General features: G+C 35.7%; 22 protein-coding genes and 2 pseudogenes. 18 read left to right on the top strand and 6 right to left on the bottom strand.

The annotated features are described in order from the left end of the window. Window positions 1-193: 193 nt before the first annotated feature. Window positions 194-289 (top strand): annotated as a pseudogene (locus tag BCR22_RS15245) (aquaporin); the annotation flags it as partial. 63 nt (window positions 290-352) lie between these two features. Here BCR22_RS15245 and BCR22_RS08090 read toward each other — a convergent pair. Then, a complete protein-coding gene (locus tag BCR22_RS08090) occupies window positions 353-1312 on the bottom strand; it encodes a S66 family peptidase (protein ID WP_069654433.1) in 960 nt (319 codons plus the stop codon). Window positions 1313-1497: 185 nt separating this feature from the next. Between BCR22_RS08090 and yycF the strand changes: the two genes are divergently transcribed. From yycF to BCR22_RS08055, 7 genes are all read left to right on the top strand, one after another. After that, the gene (gene yycF / locus BCR22_RS08085; protein ID WP_010764627.1) at window positions 1498-2202 is read left to right on the top strand and encodes a response regulator YycF; all 705 of its coding nucleotides are present in this window, start codon (window positions 1498-1500) and stop codon (window positions 2200-2202) included. A gap of 6 nt (window positions 2203-2208) precedes the next feature. Next, the gene (gene walK / locus BCR22_RS08080) at window positions 2209-4038 is read left to right on the top strand and encodes a cell wall metabolism sensor histidine kinase WalK (RefSeq protein WP_069654432.1); all 1830 of its coding nucleotides are present in this window, start codon (window positions 2209-2211) and stop codon (window positions 4036-4038) included. Beyond that, entirely contained in the window at window positions 4035-5342 is a 1308-nt protein-coding gene (locus BCR22_RS08075; protein ID WP_069654431.1) for a YycH family regulatory protein, read from the top strand. Before walK ends, BCR22_RS08075 begins: the two co-directional genes overlap by 4 nt. Next, window positions 5342-6223, top strand: a complete 882-nt coding sequence (locus tag BCR22_RS08070) for a two-component system regulatory protein YycI (RefSeq protein WP_069654430.1) — start codon at window positions 5342-5344, stop codon at window positions 6221-6223. The genes BCR22_RS08075 and BCR22_RS08070 overlap by 1 nt, the downstream gene beginning before the upstream one ends. A gap of 52 nt (window positions 6224-6275) precedes the next feature. Next, a complete protein-coding gene (locus BCR22_RS08065; protein ID WP_069654429.1) occupies window positions 6276-7082 on the top strand; it encodes an MBL fold metallo-hydrolase in 807 nt (268 codons plus the stop codon). 265 nt (window positions 7083-7347) lie between these two features. Continuing rightward, window positions 7348-8253, top strand: coding sequence for a permease (locus tag BCR22_RS08060; RefSeq protein WP_069654428.1), 906 nt, complete (start codon window positions 7348-7350; stop codon window positions 8251-8253). Window positions 8254-8267: 14 nt separating this feature from the next. Further along, complete coding sequence (locus BCR22_RS08055; protein ID WP_069654427.1) at window positions 8268-9113, top strand: TIGR03943 family putative permease subunit; 846 nt, start codon at window positions 8268-8270, stop codon at window positions 9111-9113. 195 nt (window positions 9114-9308) lie between these two features. Here the strand turns inward: BCR22_RS08055 and BCR22_RS08050 are convergent, their stop codons facing one another. The 3 genes from BCR22_RS08050 to BCR22_RS08040 are packed head-to-tail and all read right to left on the bottom strand — an operon-like array spanning window position 9309 to window position 11036. Next, complete coding sequence (locus BCR22_RS08050) at window positions 9309-9737, bottom strand: GNAT family N-acetyltransferase (protein WP_069654426.1); 429 nt, start codon at window positions 9735-9737, stop codon at window positions 9309-9311. 22 nt (window positions 9738-9759) lie between these two features. Further along, the gene (locus BCR22_RS08045) at window positions 9760-10242 is read right to left on the bottom strand and encodes a threonine/serine exporter family protein (RefSeq protein WP_069654425.1); all 483 of its coding nucleotides are present in this window, start codon (window positions 10240-10242) and stop codon (window positions 9760-9762) included. A gap of 41 nt (window positions 10243-10283) precedes the next feature. Further along, on the bottom strand, window positions 10284-11036 hold the full coding sequence (locus tag BCR22_RS08040) for a threonine/serine exporter family protein (RefSeq protein ID WP_069654424.1): 753 nt from the start codon (window positions 11034-11036) through the stop codon (window positions 10284-10286). Between the two features lie 231 nt (window positions 11037-11267). Between BCR22_RS08040 and BCR22_RS08035 the strand changes: the two genes are divergently transcribed. The 9 genes from BCR22_RS08035 to BCR22_RS07995 all read left to right on the top strand — a co-directional run bounded on the left by BCR22_RS08035 (window position 11268) and on the right by BCR22_RS07995 (window position 17927). After that, window positions 11268-11966 carry a DUF554 domain-containing protein gene (locus BCR22_RS08035; RefSeq protein WP_069654423.1) on the top strand — a complete coding sequence of 233 codons (699 nt, stop codon included), beginning with the start codon at window positions 11268-11270 and terminating at the stop codon, window positions 11964-11966. 97 nt (window positions 11967-12063) lie between these two features. Continuing rightward, window positions 12064-12453 (top strand): effector binding domain-containing protein, encoded by a 390-nt coding sequence (locus tag BCR22_RS08030; protein ID WP_069654422.1) that lies wholly within the window; start codon window positions 12064-12066, stop codon window positions 12451-12453. A gap of 230 nt (window positions 12454-12683) precedes the next feature. After that, complete coding sequence (gene argC / locus BCR22_RS08025) at window positions 12684-13715, top strand: N-acetyl-gamma-glutamyl-phosphate reductase (RefSeq protein ID WP_069654434.1); 1032 nt, start codon at window positions 12684-12686, stop codon at window positions 13713-13715. A 52-nt stretch (window positions 13716-13767) separates the two neighbouring features. Continuing rightward, the gene (gene argB / locus BCR22_RS08020) at window positions 13768-14520 is read left to right on the top strand and encodes an acetylglutamate kinase (RefSeq protein WP_069654421.1); all 753 of its coding nucleotides are present in this window, start codon (window positions 13768-13770) and stop codon (window positions 14518-14520) included. Further along, on the top strand, window positions 14517-15704 hold the full coding sequence (locus tag BCR22_RS08015) for an acetylornithine transaminase (protein ID WP_069654420.1): 1188 nt from the start codon (window positions 14517-14519) through the stop codon (window positions 15702-15704). The genes argB and BCR22_RS08015 overlap by 4 nt, the downstream gene beginning before the upstream one ends. Continuing rightward, window positions 15701-16633 carry an ornithine carbamoyltransferase gene (gene argF, locus BCR22_RS08010; protein ID WP_069654419.1) on the top strand — a complete coding sequence of 311 codons (933 nt, stop codon included), beginning with the start codon at window positions 15701-15703 and terminating at the stop codon, window positions 16631-16633. The genes BCR22_RS08015 and argF overlap by 4 nt, the downstream gene beginning before the upstream one ends. Before the next feature lie 245 nt (window positions 16634-16878). Next, window positions 16879-17148 (top strand): IreB family regulatory phosphoprotein, encoded by a 270-nt coding sequence (locus tag BCR22_RS08005; protein WP_069634732.1) that lies wholly within the window; start codon window positions 16879-16881, stop codon window positions 17146-17148. After that, complete coding sequence (gene ruvX, locus BCR22_RS08000) at window positions 17145-17573, top strand: Holliday junction resolvase RuvX (RefSeq protein ID WP_069654418.1); 429 nt, start codon at window positions 17145-17147, stop codon at window positions 17571-17573. Before BCR22_RS08005 ends, ruvX begins: the two co-directional genes overlap by 4 nt. A gap of 45 nt (window positions 17574-17618) precedes the next feature. Beyond that, window positions 17619-17927, top strand: coding sequence for a DUF1292 domain-containing protein (locus tag BCR22_RS07995; RefSeq protein ID WP_010760984.1), 309 nt, complete (start codon window positions 17619-17621; stop codon window positions 17925-17927). 304 nt (window positions 17928-18231) lie between these two features. Here the strand turns inward: BCR22_RS07995 and BCR22_RS07990 are convergent, their stop codons facing one another. Next, on the bottom strand, window positions 18232-18468 hold the full coding sequence (locus BCR22_RS07990; protein WP_069654417.1) for a hypothetical protein: 237 nt from the start codon (window positions 18466-18468) through the stop codon (window positions 18232-18234). 586 nt (window positions 18469-19054) lie between these two features. Here BCR22_RS07990 and BCR22_RS07985 point away from each other — a divergent pair. Beyond that, window positions 19055-19342: a hypothetical protein gene (locus tag BCR22_RS07985; protein WP_069654416.1), complete on the top strand. Its 288-nt coding sequence runs from the start codon at window positions 19055-19057 to the stop codon at window positions 19340-19342. Window positions 19343-20948: 1606 nt separating this feature from the next. On the opposite strand, the pseudogene BCR22_RS15415 reads toward BCR22_RS07985, so the two are convergent. Beyond that, window positions 20949-21162: pseudogene (locus BCR22_RS15415) on the bottom strand (ISL3 family transposase); the annotation flags it as partial.

Below are 21162 nucleotides of genomic sequence, written 5' to 3'. Positions count from 1 at the left end.
TTATCAGTTAGTTGTTCCTTTTTTGTATTTAAATGCTCAAAAAAGTGCTGGTAGAAAATCTTTTTTGATTTCCACCAACACAATATATTATAGAGCCTTTTTTATCAAGAACCCTTAAGAGGGTACTTTTTGGTTGTCATCTTACTTTTATTGTGATACTCGGTTTTGAAACAACAGAAGAATGAGGGGGATTAAAAAAGCAATGAAAAAACTTGTAGGAATCGTGATTGGTTTAACTTTAACAATGATTCATTTATTAGGTATTTCATTAACTGTTATATTAGTAAACTAAGCGAGAAGCATAGGTCTAACAATTTTTGCTGGAAGCGAAGTATTATCCCAATAGAGTTTTTTAGAAAAAAGTAATTTGTTTCTGTGACGTATCAACTGATGCTTGATCTCCAATTGGAATCGTAAAAATAGGTTGAGTATGGCCAAAATTCATGTCATAAATCACAGGAATTTCTCGTAATAGAGGATATTTTGATAAAATTGCTAAAAGTCGTTCTTCTGTCATTTTTGTTTGTTTAGGGAAACGACCGATTAGTAATGCTTGTGGATGCTTTACTATTTGAAGTAGAGCAGCCAAACCACGAGCAAAATCATGATAATCGTCTTCCTCTGCATTTTCGATAAATAAAATAGAACGTTCTAAATTTGGTTGAAAAGACGTACCAAATAGCAACTGAAAGGTATTTAAATGACCACCATAACAAGTCCCAGTGACAGGTTCAGCAGGATTGTAAACTTTCCAATTATTCGCAAATACTCTTCGTTTTGGATTGGGTAAGTACCATTCGTCTTGGCTCCATGTTTCAGAAGCAGACACAACAAACGCTTTTTCATCCGTCGTGGCATGTAAAAAAGTTTCGGTTTGATATTCTTGTAATTCATCCATTTGGAAACTAGAAAAATGTGGACCAACGTATGTCAGTAACTCTGTCTTAGCCGTAATCGCATTACACAAAGCTGTGATATCGCTATAACCGCAAAATACTTTTGGATGACGTTTGATCAAATCAAAATCAAGGTAAGGCAGTAATTCATTACTATTAAAACCGCCGATTGCTGTTAAAATTCCTTTGACATTTTCATCCGCAAATGCGGCATGCAGATCTTTGACTCTGCTCATAATTGAAGAAGAGCCAAGAATATCGTGTTCAGTCGCATGTTCAGAAAATGTAATGTTAAATCCTAAAGCGGTCAATTTTTTTTCAGCGGATTTAATAGTCAATTCCGTCAAACTAAACAGACTACCTGCTGGTGCAATAACGCGGATTTCATCTCCTGATTGTAATCGTGGTGCTTTCATTTTTATCGCTTCCTTCTAAAACCGTATGTCTAATTATAGTCAGAAAGCCTTTTTTTTTGCAAGATATAGATAGGAAAGAGTAAGGATTTTTACTCAAAGATGAAACAGTGGACAAAATAAGGTATAATAAGAGAGAATATGGTTAGACTATGAAAAGACAAAAGAAAAAAAGAGGTGCCTCTTATATGAAAAAAATATTAGTTGTAGATGATGAAAAGCCGATTTCGGAAATTGTGAAATACAACCTTACTAAAGAAGGATATGAAGTTTTTACAGCTTATGATGGCGAAGAAGCCGTTGAAAAGGTCAAAGAAGTAGAACCTGATTTGATTATCCTAGACTTGATGTTACCGAAAATGGATGGACTTGAAGTAGCGAGGGAAGTTCGTAAAACCTATGACATGCCGATTATTATGGTGACTGCTAAAGATTCTGAGATTGACAAAGTGTTAGGTTTGGAATTGGGTGCCGATGATTATGTGACTAAACCATTTTCTAATCGAGAACTTGTAGCACGGGTTAAAGCCAACCTACGCCGTGGTGCAACAAGTGCCAAAGAAGCAGAATCTACTACGCAATCGGAACTTACGATTGGAGACCTAACGATCCATCCAGATGCTTATATGGTATCAAAACGTGGCAGTAAAATCGAACTAACACATCGTGAGTTTGAATTACTTTATTATTTAGCAAAACATATCGGTCAAGTAATGACTCGTGAACATTTACTTCAAACGGTTTGGGGATACGATTATTTCGGAGATGTTCGTACAGTGGATGTAACAGTTCGTCGTCTAAGAGAGAAAATCGAAGACAGTCCAAGTCACCCAACTTATTTAGTTACGCGTCGTGGTGTTGGGTATTATCTACGAAATCCTGAACAGGAGTAGTGATTTATGAAAAAAAAAGTTCACTTCTTTCAATCGGTCAATTTTAAGATTGCATTATCATTTATTCTATTATTATTGATTGCGATTCAAATTATCGGTGGATATTTCATCCGTGAACTGGAATCGACAACGATTAATGATTATAAACAAAATGTTGATCGACAGGTAATCCAATTAGCTAGCACACTTAGTCCAAAATTAGGTGAAAAAGAGCGTGATCGAACAGAGATCGATGCTAATTTGAAAAAAACATTGACTGATTTTTCAGCATCAGAGACGATTGAAGCTCGAGTCGTTGATGACAAAGGAATTGTAAGAGCGACAAGCGATTTAAATCGTCAAGGAATTGTCGGTAAGAAAAATGATTATCGTGACTTGAATGATTTCAGTGCAAAAAAATATTCAGCTATTGATAACGATAAACGCGTATACATCAATGTTCAGCCTATCCAATCCCCGACTGGCGACACAGTCATCGGGGTTCTTTATGTTAAAAGCAATATAGAAGGTAAATACCAAGAGATCACAGATACAGCTCGGATCTTTTTTACTGCGTCACTAATAGCAGGAGCAATTTCAATTATTGTGACGATTTTAATTGCAAGATCAATTACTCAGCCTATCGGTGAAATGAGGGAACAAGCCTTACGAATTGCTAAAGGTGATTATACTGGAAAAGTCCAAGTTTATGGAAAAGATGAATTAGGCCAACTGGCTGAGACATTTAATCAACTTTCTGAACGAATCGAAGAAGCACAAGAAACAATGGAAGCAGAACGAAACCGTTTAGACAGTGTCTTGGCTCATATGACAGACGGAGTTATTGCGACAGATAGACGTGGTAAAGTTATTACAATCAATGAAATGGCACTTTCTTTACTGAATGTAAAAGATGAAGACGTGATTGGCTCTTCTTTATTGGAGCTACTAGACATAGAGACTGATTACACATTACGTAAATTGTTGGAAGAGCCAGAAGAAATTTTGATCGATCGTTCATCTTCCTCTATGGAAGAAGATCAGATGATCATCCGCGTTGATTTTGCAATGATCCGTCGAGAATCTGGTTTTATTACTGGACTCGTTTGTGTACTTCATGACGTAACAGAACAAGAAAAAAATGAACGGGAACGTCGAGAATTCGTGTCGAACGTTTCGCATGAGCTACGCACACCCTTAACAAGTATGCGCAGCTATATTGAAGCCTTAAGCGAAGGCGCTTGGGAGAATCCAGAAATTGCACCTAATTTTCTAAAAGTGACGCTAGAAGAAACGGATCGAATGATTCGAATGATCAATGATTTATTAAATCTTTCAAGAATGGACTCAGGTAACGGAGAATTACAGTTAGAGTATGTGAATTTTAATGAATTGATCAATTTTGTTTTAGACCGTTTTGATATGATGGTCGAATCGAATGATAAAAATTATACGATTCATCGTGAGTTTACTAAACGCGATTTGTGGGTGGAATTAGATACAGACAAAGTGATTCAGGTCCTGGATAATATTTTAAATAATGCCATCAAATACTCACCTGATGGCGGAGAAATCACATGTCGTCTGCTTGAAACGCATAATAACGTTGTTTTCAGTGTAACCGACCAAGGGTTAGGAATCCCTAAAAAAGATGTCAACAAAGTCTTTGAACGTTTCTATCGTGTAGATAAAGCACGCGCGAGAGAACAAGGCGGAACTGGATTAGGTTTGGCTATTTCAAGAGAAGTAGTGAAAGCACACAATGGTACAATTTGGGTTGAAAGTCAAGAAGGAAAAGGCTCTACCTTTTATATATCCTTGCCTTATGAACCTTATGAGGAGGATTGGTGGGAATGAAATTAACAGAAAAAATTGTGCGAATCGGTTTGATATTTTTGGTGTTGCTGAGTGTCTATTTTTCGGTTAGTATTTGGCTTAGCTCTTCAAAAAAAGAACAACCAATCAAAAATGATCCTCAACCTGCGACAACTGTCGTGAATGAACGAGTAGATACAGATGTATTTTTACCGTTACATTTAATTCGCATGCAGAATGGGAATTCAGAAATGAATACGAGTGAAAATTTAATCACAAATATTCAAAACGAAATTAAGCATAGTTCATTTGGAAGTTTGGCTCAAACTGTTGCTGGAGATTCTGAACAGTTTGAAAAATATCTATCAATGGAGCAAGGATTTGAATTGCTTTATGAAGGCACTTTCTTATTAAGTGAATATATATCTGTCTATAATTTAACTCTTCAATTAACTGATCTCAGTGCGGATCAAATTTATTTTACTTGTATTCAAGTGGATTTAACACAACACAAGATTCGATTTTTAGATTTCAATCGCAAAGATGTTTATGAAGCGCCGATTACGATAGATAACGAAAAAGTGTTAAATTTAATGAATAAAGTTGGCGTACAATATAATCAAATTTCAGAACAGCAGGCAGTTGCAGGAAAACATTATTATTTGTCTGAAGACCAAAAAATGAAAAAATATAGTTATATTTTAGCCTCCCAACCTGTAACAAAATTTAGAAATGCCTTTTTCTCTAACACCGATACTATCCAAACAAATGAAGATAGTAAAGATCTATCCTACACAAGCGGCAGTGAACGATTGACGGTAGACGAAAAACTAGGAACGATTCGTTTCAACGGTGATATAGAAGCCAGGAAGGCTAAAGACAATATTTATTCCGATAGTTTTAAGTATATAAAAAAATTAGGAACAAATATGGGAAATATCCGCTATTTTGATCGGACGGATACAGAGATTAATTATCGTACATTTGTAGAAGGATTTCCAGTTTTTAGTGAAAATGATAAAGGTCAAGTGCGAATCACAATTGGAAATGATAAATCTGAAAAATCAAGTGTCGTAATCGAAACAAGTGTTGATACAATTCAAGTACCGATTCCTTCCGAAGAAGAGGTTGTGTTAAAAAGTACTGAAAGCTTATTAGAACAACTAATAATCAATGGAGCGAATCAGGAAAAAATCAACTCAATGATGATTGGCTATACTTGGCACAAAATCGAAGAAATAACGCAAGTGGTCGATCTTACTCCAGAATGGTACATTCGCTACGACAATAAATGGTATTCAGAACGTGAATTGTTGGAAAAACTAGCGAATTTGGAGGTGGAATAATGGACTTCAAACGTATTGAATGGATTTTTTTCCTTGCCTTTTTAGGACTGAACATGTTCCTCTTCGGTATTTATCAAGAAGGTTTAAAAGAAGAAAACAATGTGTCTTTTTCAGATCAGACAGATAGTATTGAAAAGCGATTAGACAAAGATGGGATTACCTATAAAGGAACTTTTTCAGGAGAAAAAAAGGAAGGATATTATTTAAGTGGCGAACAGACAAACTTTTATAATGTTATCCAAGCGGAACGTGAAACAAAAGACCGAAATTTCTTTAAAAACGGAGTGGAATGGACTGATAACACATTAACAGTGTATCCTCAGATGAATTATGCTCAAACCAGTTACTTTATTGATGAAAAGAATATTGAAAAATCCTTAGATGCTTTTTTAAATGATAAAAATAGCGTTTTGTATGGTAGCCAGTACCGCTATTTACCTGAATTTTCTACTCTTCAAGGTGAGTTTCCCGAGATTATTGTTTCTCAAAGTTACAAGAGTATTCTTTTTAAGGATGATACAGCTCAAATTTCACTAAAATTGGAGAAATCAGATGAGTCTGATGGATTGCACAAAATTAATAAGTACACGCAAACCCATATCCAAGGAATCGAAGAACTACGTGATAAGATGGATCTATCATCCGAACGTGATGCAATTGAAACTTTGTATATCAATAATAAAATTCCAAGTAATGCTAAAATAACATTTCGAAAGCTCGCGTATACGAGAATTTATAAGATTCGCGAGAAGAATGTATATGTTCCTGTATGGTTCGTCGGCATCAAATCTAGTGGCAGTAATTTGCAGATTGAACAGGTGAATGCCATGAGCAATACCATCATTACAAATAATACTGTACCAAAGGTGGAAAATCAGTAGTGAAGGATGTATAATAAGAAGCTGTAGACCAAAGAAGGGAAGCGAAGAAAAAATGAGTCAGGAAAAAGCTTTTAATATCAGTATACTTGCTAGCGGTAGCACTGGTAATTCCCTTTTTATCGAAACAGAGAAGAAAAAGCTACTTATAGATGCAGGGCTAAGTGGAAAAAAGATTACATCCTTACTAGCTGAAGTCGATCGTAAACCAGAAGATTTAGATGCTATTTTAGTTACACATGAGCATCGAGATCATATTCATGGGGTAGGAGTTCTTGCTAGAAAATATAAATTAGATGTCTATGCAAATGAAAAAACGTGGGCAGCAATGGATCCGTTGATCGGTAATGTTGCAGTTGAGCAAAAACATATTTTTGATATGGGCAAAGTTTTGACTTTTGGTGATATGGACATCGAGAGTTTTGGTGTTTCTCATGATGCAGCGGCTCCACAGTTTTATCGTTTCTTCAAAAATAATCGTTCTTTTGTAATGCTGACAGATACAGGTTATTGTAGTGATCATATTCGTGGAACAATCAAAGATGCAGATGCATACCTGATTGAAAGTAATCATGAGTTAGAGATTTTACGAATGGGTCCTTATCCTTGGAGTTTAAAACAACGAATTTTAGGAGACAAGGGACACTTGTCTAACGATGATGGAGCATTAACGATGGCAGATGTGATCGGGGCTCATACAAAACGAATTTATCTAGGGCATTTGAGCAAGGAAAATAATACCAAAGAGCATGCTAGGATGGCGATGGAGTCGATTTTAGCTGAAAAAGGTTTAGGTGTAAATGTTGATTTTAATGTTTATGACACAGATCCAGCATCAGCATCAGCATTATTTGCAATTTAAGAGCTAGAGAGAACATGTGAGGAAAAGTTGGTCAGGGTCGATGTGCTCTTGCAAATCACAACATACACGCGTTGTGATTTGCAAGATGCTAAAGATCCGACCTTTTTTGTTATGCAATGAATATATTATAGAAGTTTTAATTAATTTTACCGTGTCTTGAATTTTTGGCGTAGCTGCAGTATAGTTAACTATATTTTGGAATGTTAAAAAAACAGATGCAAAGAATAGAGTTGCGGGCGTTATTTTTAGCACTAGGAGGAATTAGATGTTTCAGTTTTTACCTCATTCAGTTTTGCAAATGGGCACTATTTTTTTATCGATCGTAATCGAAGCGTTACCGTTCGTCATGCTTGGCTGTGTGATATCTGGCGCATTACATGTATTTTTAACACCAGAACGAGTGAAACGATTACTGCCTAAAAATAAATTTTTGTCGATCATTGTGGGTAGTGTATTAGGTTTCTTTTTCCCTTCTTGCGAATGTGGGATCGTCCCGATTGTGCATCAATTTGTAAAAAAAGATGTGCCGACTTATACGGCGTTTGCCTTTATGATCACAGCACCGATCATTAATCCAATCGTTCTTTTTTCAACCTATATCGCTTTTGGCAATTCAGTGAAATTTGTGATTTGGCGGGTACTTGGTAGTATGTTGGTGGCACTTATCGTGGGTGTTTGGTTAGCTTATATCAATAAAGAACCTATTCTACAAGAGACTTCCTTTGATGGGACGTGTGTGATAGAGGAAGAAGAACATCAACAGGATAAAGAATCGTTTTGGCATAAATGTTGGGCTGTTTTGACTCATGGCATTGATGAGTTTTTTGATACAGGACGTTATTTGATTTTCGGTTCATTATTAGCTTCAGCGATGCAAACTTATTTACCGACTGGAGCGATGTTACAATTAGGCCATACCAAACTTTTAGCTATTTTGGTGATGCTGATTTTAGCCGCTACGTTGTCTTTATGTTCTGAGGCGGATGCATTTATTGGCTCATCGTTATTGAGTTTATTCGGTAATGGACCCGTGGTTGGGTTTTTAGTTTTTGGGCCAATGGTAGATATTAAAAATTTACTGATGATGAAACGATATTTCAAGACATCTTTTATGTTAAAATTTGTCGGCATTGTAACAGTAGTTGTTAGTCTTTATGCACTTGCAATCTAAGGAGGGAAGAATAGATGATTCGATTTTTGATTTTAATTGGCTATACGATGTTGATGCTGTTTTTACAAGTATCGGGTAGATTGAACCAATATATAAATGTTCATTACAGCTATTTAGCTATTTTATCGATGCTACTTTCTTTCGTTTTGGCAATGGTTCAGTTGATTCTTTGGAATAAAGAAGCGGACAAAAAAACAGAACATCACCACCATCATGAAGACTGTCATGACCATGGCCTAAATAAACCCTATCAAAAAGGGATCGCTTATGTTTTACTAGCGTTTCCTTTAGTTGTCGGTTTTATGTTCCCAACGGTTAGTCTAGATACGTCGATCGTTGAAGCGAAAGGGTTCAATTTTCCGTTGAGTAAAGAATCTGTCGGTGATCCTGATGTTCAAACGCAATATTTAAAACCAGATACCAGCATCTATTTCGATAAAACAGATTATAATAAACAGATGGAAAAGGCTCTAACACACTACATCAAAGATGATAAAGTGACGGTTACAGAAGAAAATTATTTAGAAGTGATGGAACTGATTTATAATTATCCGAGTGAGTTTATCGGAAAAACGATTACGTATAGGGGGTTTGCGTTTAATTCCTCACAAAACGAGGAGGCCAATATATTTGTTTTCCGATTTGGCATTATTCACTGTGTGGCTGATTCCGGAGTATTTGGTTTGCTGACTCATATGCCAGAAGGAGAGACTTTTAAAAACAATGACTGGGTAGAAGTGACAGGAACGATTCATTCTGGTTATTATGCACCATTTAAACGAGAGATTCCGATGGTGGATGTCACGAAGGTCAAACATGTTGAAGAACCGAAGAACCAATATGTCTATCGCTCTTTTTAAAAAGAGTTGGGACAGAATTTTACTCCTAGAGCGAAGTAGGTACTGTGTAACCTCAATTTGTTCCTTGTTGTGCTTTAGCACTTAGAATTTGATGTGATCGAAACAAAGCGTATAGTTGCTTCTGCTACCACTTTTTATTCCGATTCCATAAGGCTGAGATTTGACTCGTAGAGTTATATCCCAGCCATATGGAATTTATTTTTTCCACACAAGCTGATACTCCAACTCATTATGCTCGTCTATTTGCTGATTCAGTTGTTTAAATCCTTGTTTTTCATAAAATGTCACAGCATTCTGATTTTTGGCATAGACGGAAAGGCTTAACGTATCGTGAGCATGTTTCGCTTCGTTTAGTAGCTTCTGTCCGATGCCTCTACTACGATAGCCATTTTTCACGAAAATTCCAGCAATATAATGTGCATTCATCCCTAGAAACGCAATAATTTCATTGTTTTCACAATAAACATAAAGATCAGCTTGAGGCAGTTGTTCTCTTACGAACGCAAGATTACCTTGCCAGTATGCTTCTGGAATAAAAGGGTGTGCATCACAATTAGCAGTTAACCAAATTTTTAATATATTTTCTAATTCAATAGCTGTTAGTGTGTCGATTTTTTTGATCATTTTTGATTCCTCCTAGTTGATACTACTGTTTCTTTTCTTCTTTTTTTCTGATCAAACTGACTATTTCACGTTTTTCTCTAAAGTTGCGAATATTATGATTCAATACCTCAGATAAAACTAATCCTAAAGCAATTGCACCTGCAATCATGATTGCTTGCACACTAGAATAAACAGCCGTTTCGTAGTTTCCAATAACTAAATTCCTTACGGCCTGATAAGCAAGTCCTCCGGGAACTAAAGGAACCATGCCTGGGATATTAAAAATAGTAACAGGTAATTTTAGTTTTCGTGAACAAATAAAGCTAACGGCAGCAACACTTAAGGCACCCAATAAAGAGCCTAAAGCAGCATTAGCACCTAGTTGAGTGGAAAACCAATAAAACATCCAACCTGATGCCCCAGATAGACCACAAGCAATCAAAGAACGTCTAGGTACATTCGTGATAATAGCATAAGCAGCCGAAGCTAAAAAACTAAATGAAAACTGAACCAGTAAAGTGGTCATTTAAGATCCTCCAAATTCTTAACATTATATGACGATGATGCTTAATAAAATAATTGAAAAACGAAAGCAATCGCAAAACCAATCATAGAAGCCGTCATCATTGCCTCTGTCCCTCTCGAAACGCCTGAAAGATAATGGCCAGCAAGCAAGTCACGCAGGGCATTTGTCATTTGTACTCCAGGAACAAGTGGCATGACACAACCGATAATAATCATATCCTGATTGATACCTAACCCGATTTTACTGCTAAAAAGAGCCGCACAGCCGATAAAGAAAGCAGCTAAAAATTCAGAAAGAAATTTGATGCGCAAAACTTTTAAGCTGGAGTAATAAAGCATATAACCAAAACCTCCAATCAAGCAAGTCAAAGGCAAGTCATTCCAGACGCCACCAAATAAAATCATGATCGTTCCACTGACAACGGCCGCACTAACAAATCTTATCCACAAAGGAAAAAACTTTCGTTCTTGTTCTAAGCATTTTAGTTGTTCTAAAAGTTCATCCAGCGTATAAAGCCCAGTAACATACTCTCTGGAAAGTTGATTGATTCTAGATACTTTCTCTAAATTGATCGACCGATTTAAAATTTGGACCATTCGAATGGTTGATGTGCCATCTAACCCAACGAAAAGGCCTGTTTGGGTGACGTAGCTAACAAGGCGATAATCTCCTGATGCTAAAGCAATTCGGCTCATTGTATCTTCTACACGATACATTTCAGCATCACTTTCTAGCATGATTTTCCCAGCTAGCAAACACGTTTCTAAGACTTTCTCTATGTCTATCGTTGCCATTTATTTTCCTCACTTTTATGTTCTATTCACTTCTATATGATTAGTATAGTTGATTCTGCTTAGAAAAAATAGCATGGAACGATAAAAAGATCCTTCTCTATCAAGCAGATTGCACAAATACAAAAAAGCCTCGCTATTGTAAGAATAGTTAGATAGTATAATATCACTTTTCCCTTTCTTATCGTATAATAATAAATGTGTAGAAATAAAGAATGATTGGGATGAAAGAAAATGATTTTATTAGGATCTTTAGTCAATGGGATAGCGATAGTTTTTGGAAGTATACTTGGTGCTGTTTTACGTAATATTTCGGAACAAATGAAAGATACTGTAACGAAAGGGATTGGTCTAGGCGTTTTAGTATTAGGTATTCAAATGGCTTTTAAGACTTCTTCTTTCATCGTGATCATCATCAGCTTGTGTTTGGGTGCAATGTTGGGTGAAGCGATAGGGATTGAGGATAAGATGAACGATTTTGGTTTGAAGCTAGAAAAACGCTATGCAAAACCCGGTAGCAATTTTGCCGAGGGGTTTGTGACTGCATCGCTCATTTTCCTAATTGGCTCGATGGGGATTATTGGGGCAATTGAAAGTGGTGTCGCAAATAACCATCAAACATTGTTTACAAAAGCTGTAATGGACGGTTTTATGTCGATTATGCTGACTGCTACATTAGGTGTGGGTGTTCTTTTTTCTGCAGTGCCTGTTTTTCTTTATCAAGGGGTGATTGCTGTATCTGCCAGTGTTTTGATGCGGTATATTCCAAAAGAGCTACTAGATTTGTTGATGGGGGAAATAAGTGCGATTGGTGGCTTGATGATTTTTGCAATTGGTTTAAATATCACTGGTATCTGTAAAATCAGAGTATCCAATTATTTGCCAGGAATTCTTATTTTAATTGGCATTATCACAGTACAGTACTATCTGTGATCAGCATAGAAATTTTAAAAGTTGAATGAAATGTTGACAGACAGTTGTCAGCATTTTTGTGTTACGCTCATTTTACAAATGTAGAGGAGTGAAAGAAATGACGATTCAATTAGCAGAAAAAATAATCAAAGGCAAGAAAATCCGCACCAATAATCATCGTTTAGACGAAATCATTACTTTATGGAATAAGGTTCCAGAGATGCAGTTAGAAGGAGAATTTTTTGCTGTTTATTCAAACTATGAAAGCAATTTCGAAGGAGATTATAATTTATTGATAGGAAGTGAGAGAGCTAATTTTCCTGAAAGTTCGATCATCTTTACGGGTCAGTACGTGGCAATACCTGTAAAAGAGTCCAGTCCAAAGGGTGTAGGAGAAGCCTGGCAGAAGATTTGGAAAGACGAAGCGTTAGAAAAAAGGCGTACGTATTTGTCAGATGCAGAACACTACAAAGCAGATGGAACAATTGCGATTTATCTTTCTGTATAATGCTACAAAAGAAGGCCAAAAAGGTTTTTAAAGTCTGGAGAAAAGCTGAAAAAGCTACTTTCCAGACTTTTTTTATTCAACAAAAAATGAATACATCGTCATTTTTTTGCATAATTATTTAATTTTATTCAATAATTTAATAAAAAACCATTGACTTGTTTATCAGGAACCCATATAATATGAAAAACAGTACTTGTTGGATAAAAAATAAAAGAAAAGATGTGAAGCAAGTGAAGGTCTCAATTATTGGTGTGACAGGGTATAGTGGGTTAGAGCTTTTACGATATCTTAAGCAACATCCGTTTGTTGAAGTAAGTTCTATCCATAGTCATTCAGTGAATAAAAAAACATTAGAGGAAATCATCCCTCATTTGAAGCAACTTATTTCTTTACCATTAGAAAAAATCGATCCAGATGATATTATGAGAAAAAGTGAGTTAGTTTTTTTAGCAACTCCTTCAGGGATATCAAAAGAGATAGCGATCCCTTTTATCGAAGCTGATTTTCCTGTGATTGATTTATCAGGAGATTTTCGGTTAAAAGAAGTTGGGGAATATAACACTTGGTATGGAGCTGGCGCAGCATCAATCGAGAGTATCCAAAAATTTGATTACGGTTTGGCTGAATATCGAGAAAAGCCACAAGCAAAATGGATCGCTAATCCTGGATGTTATGCTACGGCGGCAGAATTATCTTTGGCTCCATTATTAAAAGAGAATAGGTTGATTTTGGATTCTATCGTTATAGATGCCAAATCTGGTGTTTCAGGCGCAGGGAAAGGGCTATCTCAAACAACTCATTTTTCTGAAACACATGACAATATGTCTCTGTATAAAATGAATCGCCATCAACACATTCCAGAAATTGTCCAACAGTTAAAAAAATGGGCACCAGCTCTTTCGGCAATTCAATTTTCAACTTCGTTGATTCCAGTAACTAGAGGTATTTTCTTAACGGCATACGCTAAATTGAAAGAACCGATTTCTGACGAGAAGTTAGTTCAGATATATCAAACACATTTCGAAAAAAAGCCATTTATACGGATTCAAGAGGTCGGTCATTATCCTGTACTTAAACAAGTAATTGGCTCGAATTATTGTGATATTGGGCTTGCCTATAATCCCAAAATGAACATGATCACGATTGTAACAGTGATTGATAATTTAGGGAAAGGTGCAGCTGGACAAGCAATCCAAAATTTAAATATTTACGCAGGATTTGATGAGCAATGCGGTCTAGAGTTGTTACCGATTTATCCATAAAAATTGAGTACTAAATAAAATGAAGGTTAAAAAAATAGGGGGAGCGGCAATTATGAAAAAAGTCATTGTTATCAAGATGGGTGGAGTAGCCAGTGATAATTTAACAAAATCATTTTTTGAGCAAGTCGATCAATGGCAAAAAGATGGAAATAAAGTTGTGATCATTCACGGCGGTGGGCATTATATCTCTGATATGATGCAACGCTTAAATGTGCCAGTAGTGATGCAAGATGGTCTGCGGGTAACAACGGAAGAGACATTGAAAATTACCCAAATGGTGTTGATAGGTCAGGTACAACCGACGATTACCAGTCACTTTCAACAAGAAGGCTTTTCGGTCGTTGGATTGAATGCTTCTTGTGGTCAAATTATTACAGGTACATTCTTGGATAAAAATACATTGGGATCAGTTGGGAAAGTTGAACAAATAGAAACGGAATTATTAGAGCATCTACTTGCAACCAAGCATATTCCAATCATTGCGCCTTTAGGATTGACAAAAAAAGGCGAATGGTTAAATATCAATGCAGATCATGTAGCCTGTAAAGTAGCAGAAGAACTACAAGCTGAAAAATTGTATTTATTAACAGATGTCCCAGGTGTGAAAAAAGAAAACCAGTGGCTAAAAGAACTTTCTACCAACGAAATTGCTAACCTTAAAACAGCTAAAATCATCAAAGGCGGAATGCTCCCAAAATTAGAAAGTGCAGTAACGGCAATTAAAGGTGGCGTTAAAGAAGTTCATATCACAAATCAAATTCAACATGCTGGAACTATTATCAAGTCCAAGGAGGTCGTTGCATGAGCCATTTATTTCCAAACTACAAAAGAAAAGAGTTGGCGTTGATCAAAGGGGATAAAAATAGGCTGACTGATCAATCTGGAAAAAATTATCTTGATTTTACTAGTGGTATTGGCGTTGCGAATTTAGGGTATAATGATCCTAAACTAAATCAAGTATTAGTCGAGCAATCCAAGCTACTATGGCATACACCAAATTTATATGAGAATCAGCTACAGGAAGAAGTAGCTAAGAAGTTAGCAAATGGAAAAGAATATGTTAGCTACTTTTGTAATAGTGGCGCAGAAGCGAATGAAGCAGCCATCAAATTAGCCCGTAAAGCAACTGGAAAAAGTAAAATCATTACTTTTATAAATTCATTTCATGGTCGCACATACGGTGCCATGAGTGCGACAGGTCAAAATAGTATTCATACTGGTTTTGAACCGTTAGTTCCTGATTTTGTTTATCTACCCTTCAATGAAATCGAGCCATTAAAAAATGAAATCGATCCACACACTGCTGCAGTCATGTTGGAATTGATTCAAGGAGAGGGCGGTGTCTTACCAGCGGATGAGTCTTGGATTCAAGCGGTACAGTCTCTTTGTAAAGAATATGGAGTCTTACTGATTATTGATGAAATTCAAACTGGGATCGGCCGCACAGGTAATTTTTATGCACATGGATATTATCAGATCGAGCCAGACATTTTTACTTTGGCGAAAGGCTTGGGGAATGGGATTCCTGTTGGGGCAATGGTTGGTAAAGCTAATTTAGCAGCGTTTTTTGGACCTGGTAGTCACGGGTCAACATTCGGTGGAAACAATTTAGCAATGAGTGTTGCCAGTATAGTTGTTGAGCGTATCAATCACCCAGATTTCTTGCAAGAGGTTCAGAATAGAAGTCAACAACTATTTACTGGTTTAAATCAATTAGCAGAAAAAAATAAGCTGATCAAAGCGGTTCGTGGCAAAGGATTGATGCTTGGGCTTGAATTTTCGGATCAAGAGACGTTAAATGTGATCTTAGATCAATTAGAAATAGAAGGATTACTTGCATTAAAAGCCGGCCAAACGGTGTTACGTTTATTACCACCATTAACCGTCACAGAAACAGAAATAGATGAAGGGTTAATGATCATTGAACATGTTTTAAACAATTTAGCCTCCCGAACATTGCTTTCAAAAAAGGAGATCGATAACGAATGAATACCATGTACGGTAAAAGTATTTTAAATCTAACAGAGTTAACTAAAGAAGAATTTCTATCAACTATTGAACTAGCTGTAGCGATAAAAGCGAATCCAGAATCTTATCGGGGAATTTTAGCTGGAAAAATAATTGCGATGATCTTCGAAAAAAACAGCACAAGAACGCGGGTTTCTTTTGAAGCTGGAATCATTCAGCTTGGTGGTCAAGCGATTGTTTTAGATTCTAAAAGCACGCAAATGGGCAGAGGTGAGCCTGTCAAAGATACAGCAAACGTATTATCTAGTTATGTCGATGCTATCATGATTCGAACCTATTCAGACAAAATGGTAGCTGAACTAGCAGCAGAAGCATCCATTCCGGTTATTAACGGCCTAACAGATGACCATCATCCTTGCCAAATACTAGCTGATTTTCAAACGATTTATGAACAAAAAGGGAAGCTAGAAGGGATTCGCTTAACTTACATTGGTGATGGAAATAATATGGCTCATTCATTTTTGATTGGTGGAAGTTTGGTGGGAATGGATGTTACAATTGCAACACCTAAGGGGTATGGACCGAAAGCAGAATTTGTAGAGGTCGCCAAAAAGAATGCAGAAATAAGTGGTAGTAAGATCCACATTACCCATGACCCTGAACAAGCGGCAAAAAATGCGGATGTTTTAATAACGGATGTCTGGGCAAGTATGGGAGATGAATCCGAGCAAAAGGAACGAGAAGAAATTTTCAAAACGTTTCAGGTCAATAACCGATTAGCTGTTCAAGCAAAAAAAGATTACTTGTTCTTACATTGTCTACCAGCCCATAGAGGAGAGGAAGTGTCAGCCGACATTATTGATGGAATCCACTCTGCTATTTACCAAGAAGCTGAGAATCGTCTCCACGCTCAAAAAGCGCTGATGGTCAAACTCATGGCAAACCTATAACGAATAAAACGACTCTCGACGATTTTTCGTTGGGTGTCATTTTTTTGTTTATACCGTTATACAATCAGATAGGCAAATGAAAATGAAAGGGTAAATGTCTTTATTTATCCTATAATCAGCTAAATTCCTCAAATTTAAAGAAAATCTTTAATATATAGCAGAAAATGTTAAGTTTTGTTTGTAGTTTCTGCTTGTTTTTAGTAGAATGAAACTGTATGAATAGAATAGAAGTGAGGTGTAGATAAATGGGTTTTACAGATGAAACTGTACGTTTTGATTTTGATGACAGCCGTAAGAAGGAAGTAAGTGAGACTCTGGCTACTGTATACAAGGCTTTAGAGGAAAAAGGATACAATCCAATCAATCAGATTGTGGGCTATTTGCTTTCTGGAGACCCGGCCTACATTCCTCGTTACCAAGACGCTCGAAATTTGATTCGTCGTCATGAACGAGATGAGATCATGGAAGAGCTGGTTAAATATTACTTATCTAATCATGGAATCACTATTCGATGAGAGTAATGGGACTTGATGTTGGCTCTAAGACAGTAGGAATTGCTGTCAGCGATCCGTTTGGTTGGACGGCTCAAGGCGTGGAAATCATTCGAATCAATGAAGAGAAAGAAGAATTTGGTTTTGAACGTTTAGCGGAATTAGTCAAAGAATATGAAGTAACTCGCTTCGTTGTGGGTTTACCAAAAAATATGAATAATTCGATTGGTCCTAGAGCCGAAGCATCAATGGCCTACGGCAAGACAATCGAAGAGATGTTCCAGATTCCTGTTACGTATCAAGATGAGCGTTTGACCACGGTTCAAGCAGAACGGATGTTAGTTGAGCAAGCAAATACATCCAGAGCAAAAAGAAAAAAAGTAATAGATAAAGTAGCTGCTGTCATGATTTTACAAAACTATTTAGACGGTGCTAGTAATAAAATTTAATCGACTTGTAATAAAGCAAGTGTAAGATAAAAGGAGAGCAAAATAATGGCAGAAGAGCATAACCATGATCACGATCATGAAGGACATGAACACATCACTTTAGTTGATGAACAAGGAAATGAAACATTATACGAAATTCTTTTAACAGTTGATGGACAAGAAGAATTTGGTAAAAATTACGTACTTCTATACCCAGCTGGTGTTCCAGAAGAAGAAGACGTTGAATTGCAAGCATATGCTTACATTGAAAACAACGAAGGAACAGAAGGCGAGTTACAACAAATTGAAACAGATGCTGAGTGGGATATGATTGAAGAAGTTTTCAATACATTCATGGCGGAAGAAGAAGAATAGAGTTTAAAAGATAGCTGAACCCTTGATGGATAAGAGTTCAGCTTTTTTGATTTCCACCAACACAATATATTATAGAGCCTTTAAAATCTATATCATTATAATTTACCACTTCCTGCGACTTTACATGAATCCCAGAAGCTAATCCTACTTTTATTTTAAGAGTTGTCGCAGATACATTCATTACTCTGATTCTTTCTTTTCCAATAAGGTTCTCTCCTCTAGGTAAATCCTCAGGTATAACAAAATCAATAGTTCCATACGTGCCATATTCCGCAAAAGAACTGTAACGTTGATGACGCCCATTTTATAAACCAAATCTGTCAACAACAATTGTTTCAGGTTCACATGATTCAATTTTAAATTTCACTTTAAATTTAGAAGCTAGTTGATTACTAAAAAATCCTCCAACATTAAACTCAACATACTCTCCTACTTTAAGTTCGGCTTCTTGTACAAGTGGCAATGCGCGTACAACAGCATAGTTTAATTTTTCTGTTGGTTTTTCTTCGGCTTTTGCTAAATCAGATAGCCCAAACAACATTTTGCTCGAAACAAAGTTAATACTTAAGTTTGAATCTGAAACGACAAAATATTCAGGTGATGGAACTGAATTTTTTGAATTTGTAAACTATTCTGTAGCTCCTTTAAAAATAAAAATTGGGTATACTTCAGGCATGCATATCGGCAACAATCCATGTGTTGATTATAATGATATTGATTTTAAATTAAACTAAAACAAATACATTACTAGCGATACAATGGTTTGATTTCATTCATTCGTCCTTCAATAATAAATATTTAAAATTATCTATAAAAAAAGCTGAACTCTTATCCATCAAGGGTTCAGCTATCTTTTAAACTCTATTCTTCTTCCGCCATGAATGACGATCGTAATTCATAGACTTTTATCTAACGTCATTTAATACTTTTTAGGGAGATAACAAATATACTGTATCAACTGATTTCAAACAATCGGATGTGAATCGTATTCAATATCGTATTCACCAATTCTCATTAGCGTGGGGCGCTATACATAGAAAATGAACTATTTACAACGATAAATTTATTGCTTATTATTAAGTTGTATAAACTTATACGTAGCTAGATAAAAGAAAGGAGTAAGTTCAATGAACAATTCAAACGTGGGCAATGTTTTTTCTAACTGGTTTGAAAACTCGTTACTTAATCTACTTGAAAAGTATTTTGACAAGTTTACTGAACTAACTGAGGCACGGATGAATAAACCGAGGTTCATTAAACAAAAAAATGCACTAAATTATTATGACGGTATCGATGCAGCAATGTTGAAAAAGTACGAGTCATTAGGCTTGAAACGTTGCGAATCAATTGAAAGCGGCGTCGTATATTATCAAACATCCGAATTAGATCGATTTATGTTAAGTAATCAAAATTAAAGCAAAATAGGCGTTGCGAGATGTGAAAAGTTGCTGATAATCAGTAGCTTTTTTATTATTTACAACATTATACAAATTCCGTCCGATTTTCACAACCGCATTGTATCGTTGCAACCAAATTACAATAATTTAGTGAATTTTTCAACCGCCAATTCCCGTGTTTAAAATAAAGAACAATTTACTTTATAAAACCTCAACCAGCCATATACTATGTTAAAACTTTGCCTTTTTATAAGAATAATGTAAACAGATAAGTGTTTCAACCAAAGTACAATTTATTCTAACTATTTTCAAATAGAAATATTTTCCTTCCCTCCTTGCGTATATTATCGTAAGGGGGGTTTATATGGATCAGATAATTATATTAGATGGCAACCTAGTAGGATTGGTTAGCGATGATAGTGCGGCTTGATGGGAATTTGAGAGTTTGACGGATGCTGCAGAGTTGTATAGGTTACTGGTGTTGAGTGTGGATATTGAAGATAGGGTTGCAGAAATAGTATTAAATAGTTTATAATTAGATAAAAATGAGAATCTAATAGTGGAATAAATATTCAAAGTATCAGGTATTGCTTTGCAAAACGTTATTACTGTAAGTTTCATTGCATCATTTTTTAAACTCGTATGCGATTGACTATTAGAAACTAGTATTGAAAAGTCTTTACAAACTAATTGGCAAAGAGCTTTACAAATTATATTTGATTACTTCTGGACTTTTTGCCTCTTTATAATGCTTTCAACCGAAGTGTTTTATCTTATATTCAAAGATAAAATTGTTGCTGCAGCAAGAGAAGATTCGCTAAAGGATTACAAAAATTCAGAGCTTTATACTTTCATTATGTTATTTTTACTATTACTAATTCTTTGGGGAACTATTTATAGTATATATAGAACTTTCATGAAAACTAACTTTGAACAGAAACATTATTTTAAAATGGAAATTGATGGCCAAGAACAGAAATTGATTATACTAAAAAAAGTCAAGAAAGAACGTGTACTCTGCACTATCGATAGTTCATCAACAACTAACGACATTATTTATATTTTTCTGCCATTAGAGAGTATTAGCAACACACAAATCTATAAATATAGTATCAGAGATGTAAGAAACCGGCGTTATGAGAGAATATACGAGGAATTCACAGACGCCTTTCAAAATAAAATAGCCTTGGCAGTAATTATTATTGTAACCTTCATATTTATGGGTGCTATAGCTTTTGTATCAGGCAAGCCCCTTATGATCGCAATTGAAGTCATAGTAATATTCAGCATTTTCATTGCATATTATAGTTTCAATTATAGAAAAGGAAAAAAGCTACACTCTAAAAAAAAAATATCAGAGGATAAACAAGATTGGTTCTACGTCAAATTGTGTTTGTGAACAAAAAACTGAATAGAAATCTAAGTCTGGTAAGGATAGAACATTCTTATCAGGCTTTTTATTGTTGTGAAAAGTAAGACTTTGTTAAAGAAGAGTAATTTCTTTTTGAACCAGTGTGGTAGCTGATTATCTAGCTGTTGAAGATACTCAAAAAAGAGCGTATGTTCTCGATGAGAAAAAGCATATTTTAAATATTGAACCGTATCATAGCCTGTTCGTAGGACATCATCCATAGTGCAACAGTTCATCGACAATATCTTGTTGACTTAATGGTCGTTTAAATAAGGGCTGATAAGCTCGACAGTTTATATCTAACTTATCGGAATCTTTCAATAGTAGCTTCCAATAGCGTTTTAAACGACGGTATTGTTTTGGTTCAGAACTTTTCAAACGGTTCATCGTTTGAATTCGCAGTTGGTTCAACGTACGATTCATTTGT

The sequence above is a fragment of the Enterococcus plantarum genome (assembly GCF_001730295.1).
In the GTDB taxonomy this organism is placed as follows: Bacteria; Bacillota; Bacilli; order Lactobacillales; family Enterococcaceae; genus Enterococcus_L; species Enterococcus_L plantarum.
This window is presented reverse-complemented; position numbering and strand designations above follow the sequence as displayed.

Coding starts and splice junctions, on each gene's coding strand:
- BCR22_RS08055 (WP_069654427.1), top strand. CDS start 8,268: ATGATTCGATTTTTGATTTTAATTGGCTATACGATGTTGATGCTGTTT.
- walK (WP_069654432.1), top strand. CDS start 2,209: ATGAAAAAAAAAGTTCACTTCTTTCAATCGGTCAATTTTAAGATTGCA.
- BCR22_RS08045 (WP_069654425.1), bottom strand. CDS start 10,242: ATGACCACTTTACTGGTTCAGTTTTCATTTAGTTTTTTAGCTTCGGCT.
- BCR22_RS08040 (WP_069654424.1), bottom strand. CDS start 11,036: ATGGCAACGATAGACATAGAGAAAGTCTTAGAAACGTGTTTGCTAGCT.
- BCR22_RS08060 (WP_069654428.1), top strand. CDS start 7,348: ATGTTTCAGTTTTTACCTCATTCAGTTTTGCAAATGGGCACTATTTTT.
- BCR22_RS07990 (WP_069654417.1), bottom strand. CDS start 18,468: ATGTTGTTTGGGCTATCTGATTTAGCAAAAGCCGAAGAAAAACCAACA.
- ruvX (WP_069654418.1), top strand. CDS start 17,145: ATGAGAGTAATGGGACTTGATGTTGGCTCTAAGACAGTAGGAATTGCT.
- BCR22_RS08070 (WP_069654430.1), top strand. CDS start 5,342: ATGGACTTCAAACGTATTGAATGGATTTTTTTCCTTGCCTTTTTAGGA.
- BCR22_RS08015 (WP_069654420.1), top strand. CDS start 14,517: ATGAGCCATTTATTTCCAAACTACAAAAGAAAAGAGTTGGCGTTGATC.
- BCR22_RS08065 (WP_069654429.1), top strand. CDS start 6,276: ATGAGTCAGGAAAAAGCTTTTAATATCAGTATACTTGCTAGCGGTAGC.
- BCR22_RS08075 (WP_069654431.1), top strand. CDS start 4,035: ATGAAATTAACAGAAAAAATTGTGCGAATCGGTTTGATATTTTTGGTG.
- BCR22_RS08090 (WP_069654433.1), bottom strand. CDS start 1,312: ATGAAAGCACCACGATTACAATCAGGAGATGAAATCCGCGTTATTGCA.
- BCR22_RS08035 (WP_069654423.1), top strand. CDS start 11,268: ATGATTTTATTAGGATCTTTAGTCAATGGGATAGCGATAGTTTTTGGA.
- argF (WP_069654419.1), top strand. CDS start 15,701: ATGAATACCATGTACGGTAAAAGTATTTTAAATCTAACAGAGTTAACT.
- BCR22_RS07985 (WP_069654416.1), top strand. CDS start 19,055: ATGAACAATTCAAACGTGGGCAATGTTTTTTCTAACTGGTTTGAAAAC.
- yycF (WP_010764627.1), top strand. CDS start 1,498: ATGAAAAAAATATTAGTTGTAGATGATGAAAAGCCGATTTCGGAAATT.
- argB (WP_069654421.1), top strand. CDS start 13,768: ATGAAAAAAGTCATTGTTATCAAGATGGGTGGAGTAGCCAGTGATAAT.
- BCR22_RS08030 (WP_069654422.1), top strand. CDS start 12,064: ATGACGATTCAATTAGCAGAAAAAATAATCAAAGGCAAGAAAATCCGC.
- BCR22_RS08050 (WP_069654426.1), bottom strand. CDS start 9,737: ATGATCAAAAAAATCGACACACTAACAGCTATTGAATTAGAAAATATA.
- BCR22_RS08005 (WP_069634732.1), top strand. CDS start 16,879: ATGGGTTTTACAGATGAAACTGTACGTTTTGATTTTGATGACAGCCGT.
- BCR22_RS07995 (WP_010760984.1), top strand. CDS start 17,619: ATGGCAGAAGAGCATAACCATGATCACGATCATGAAGGACATGAACAC.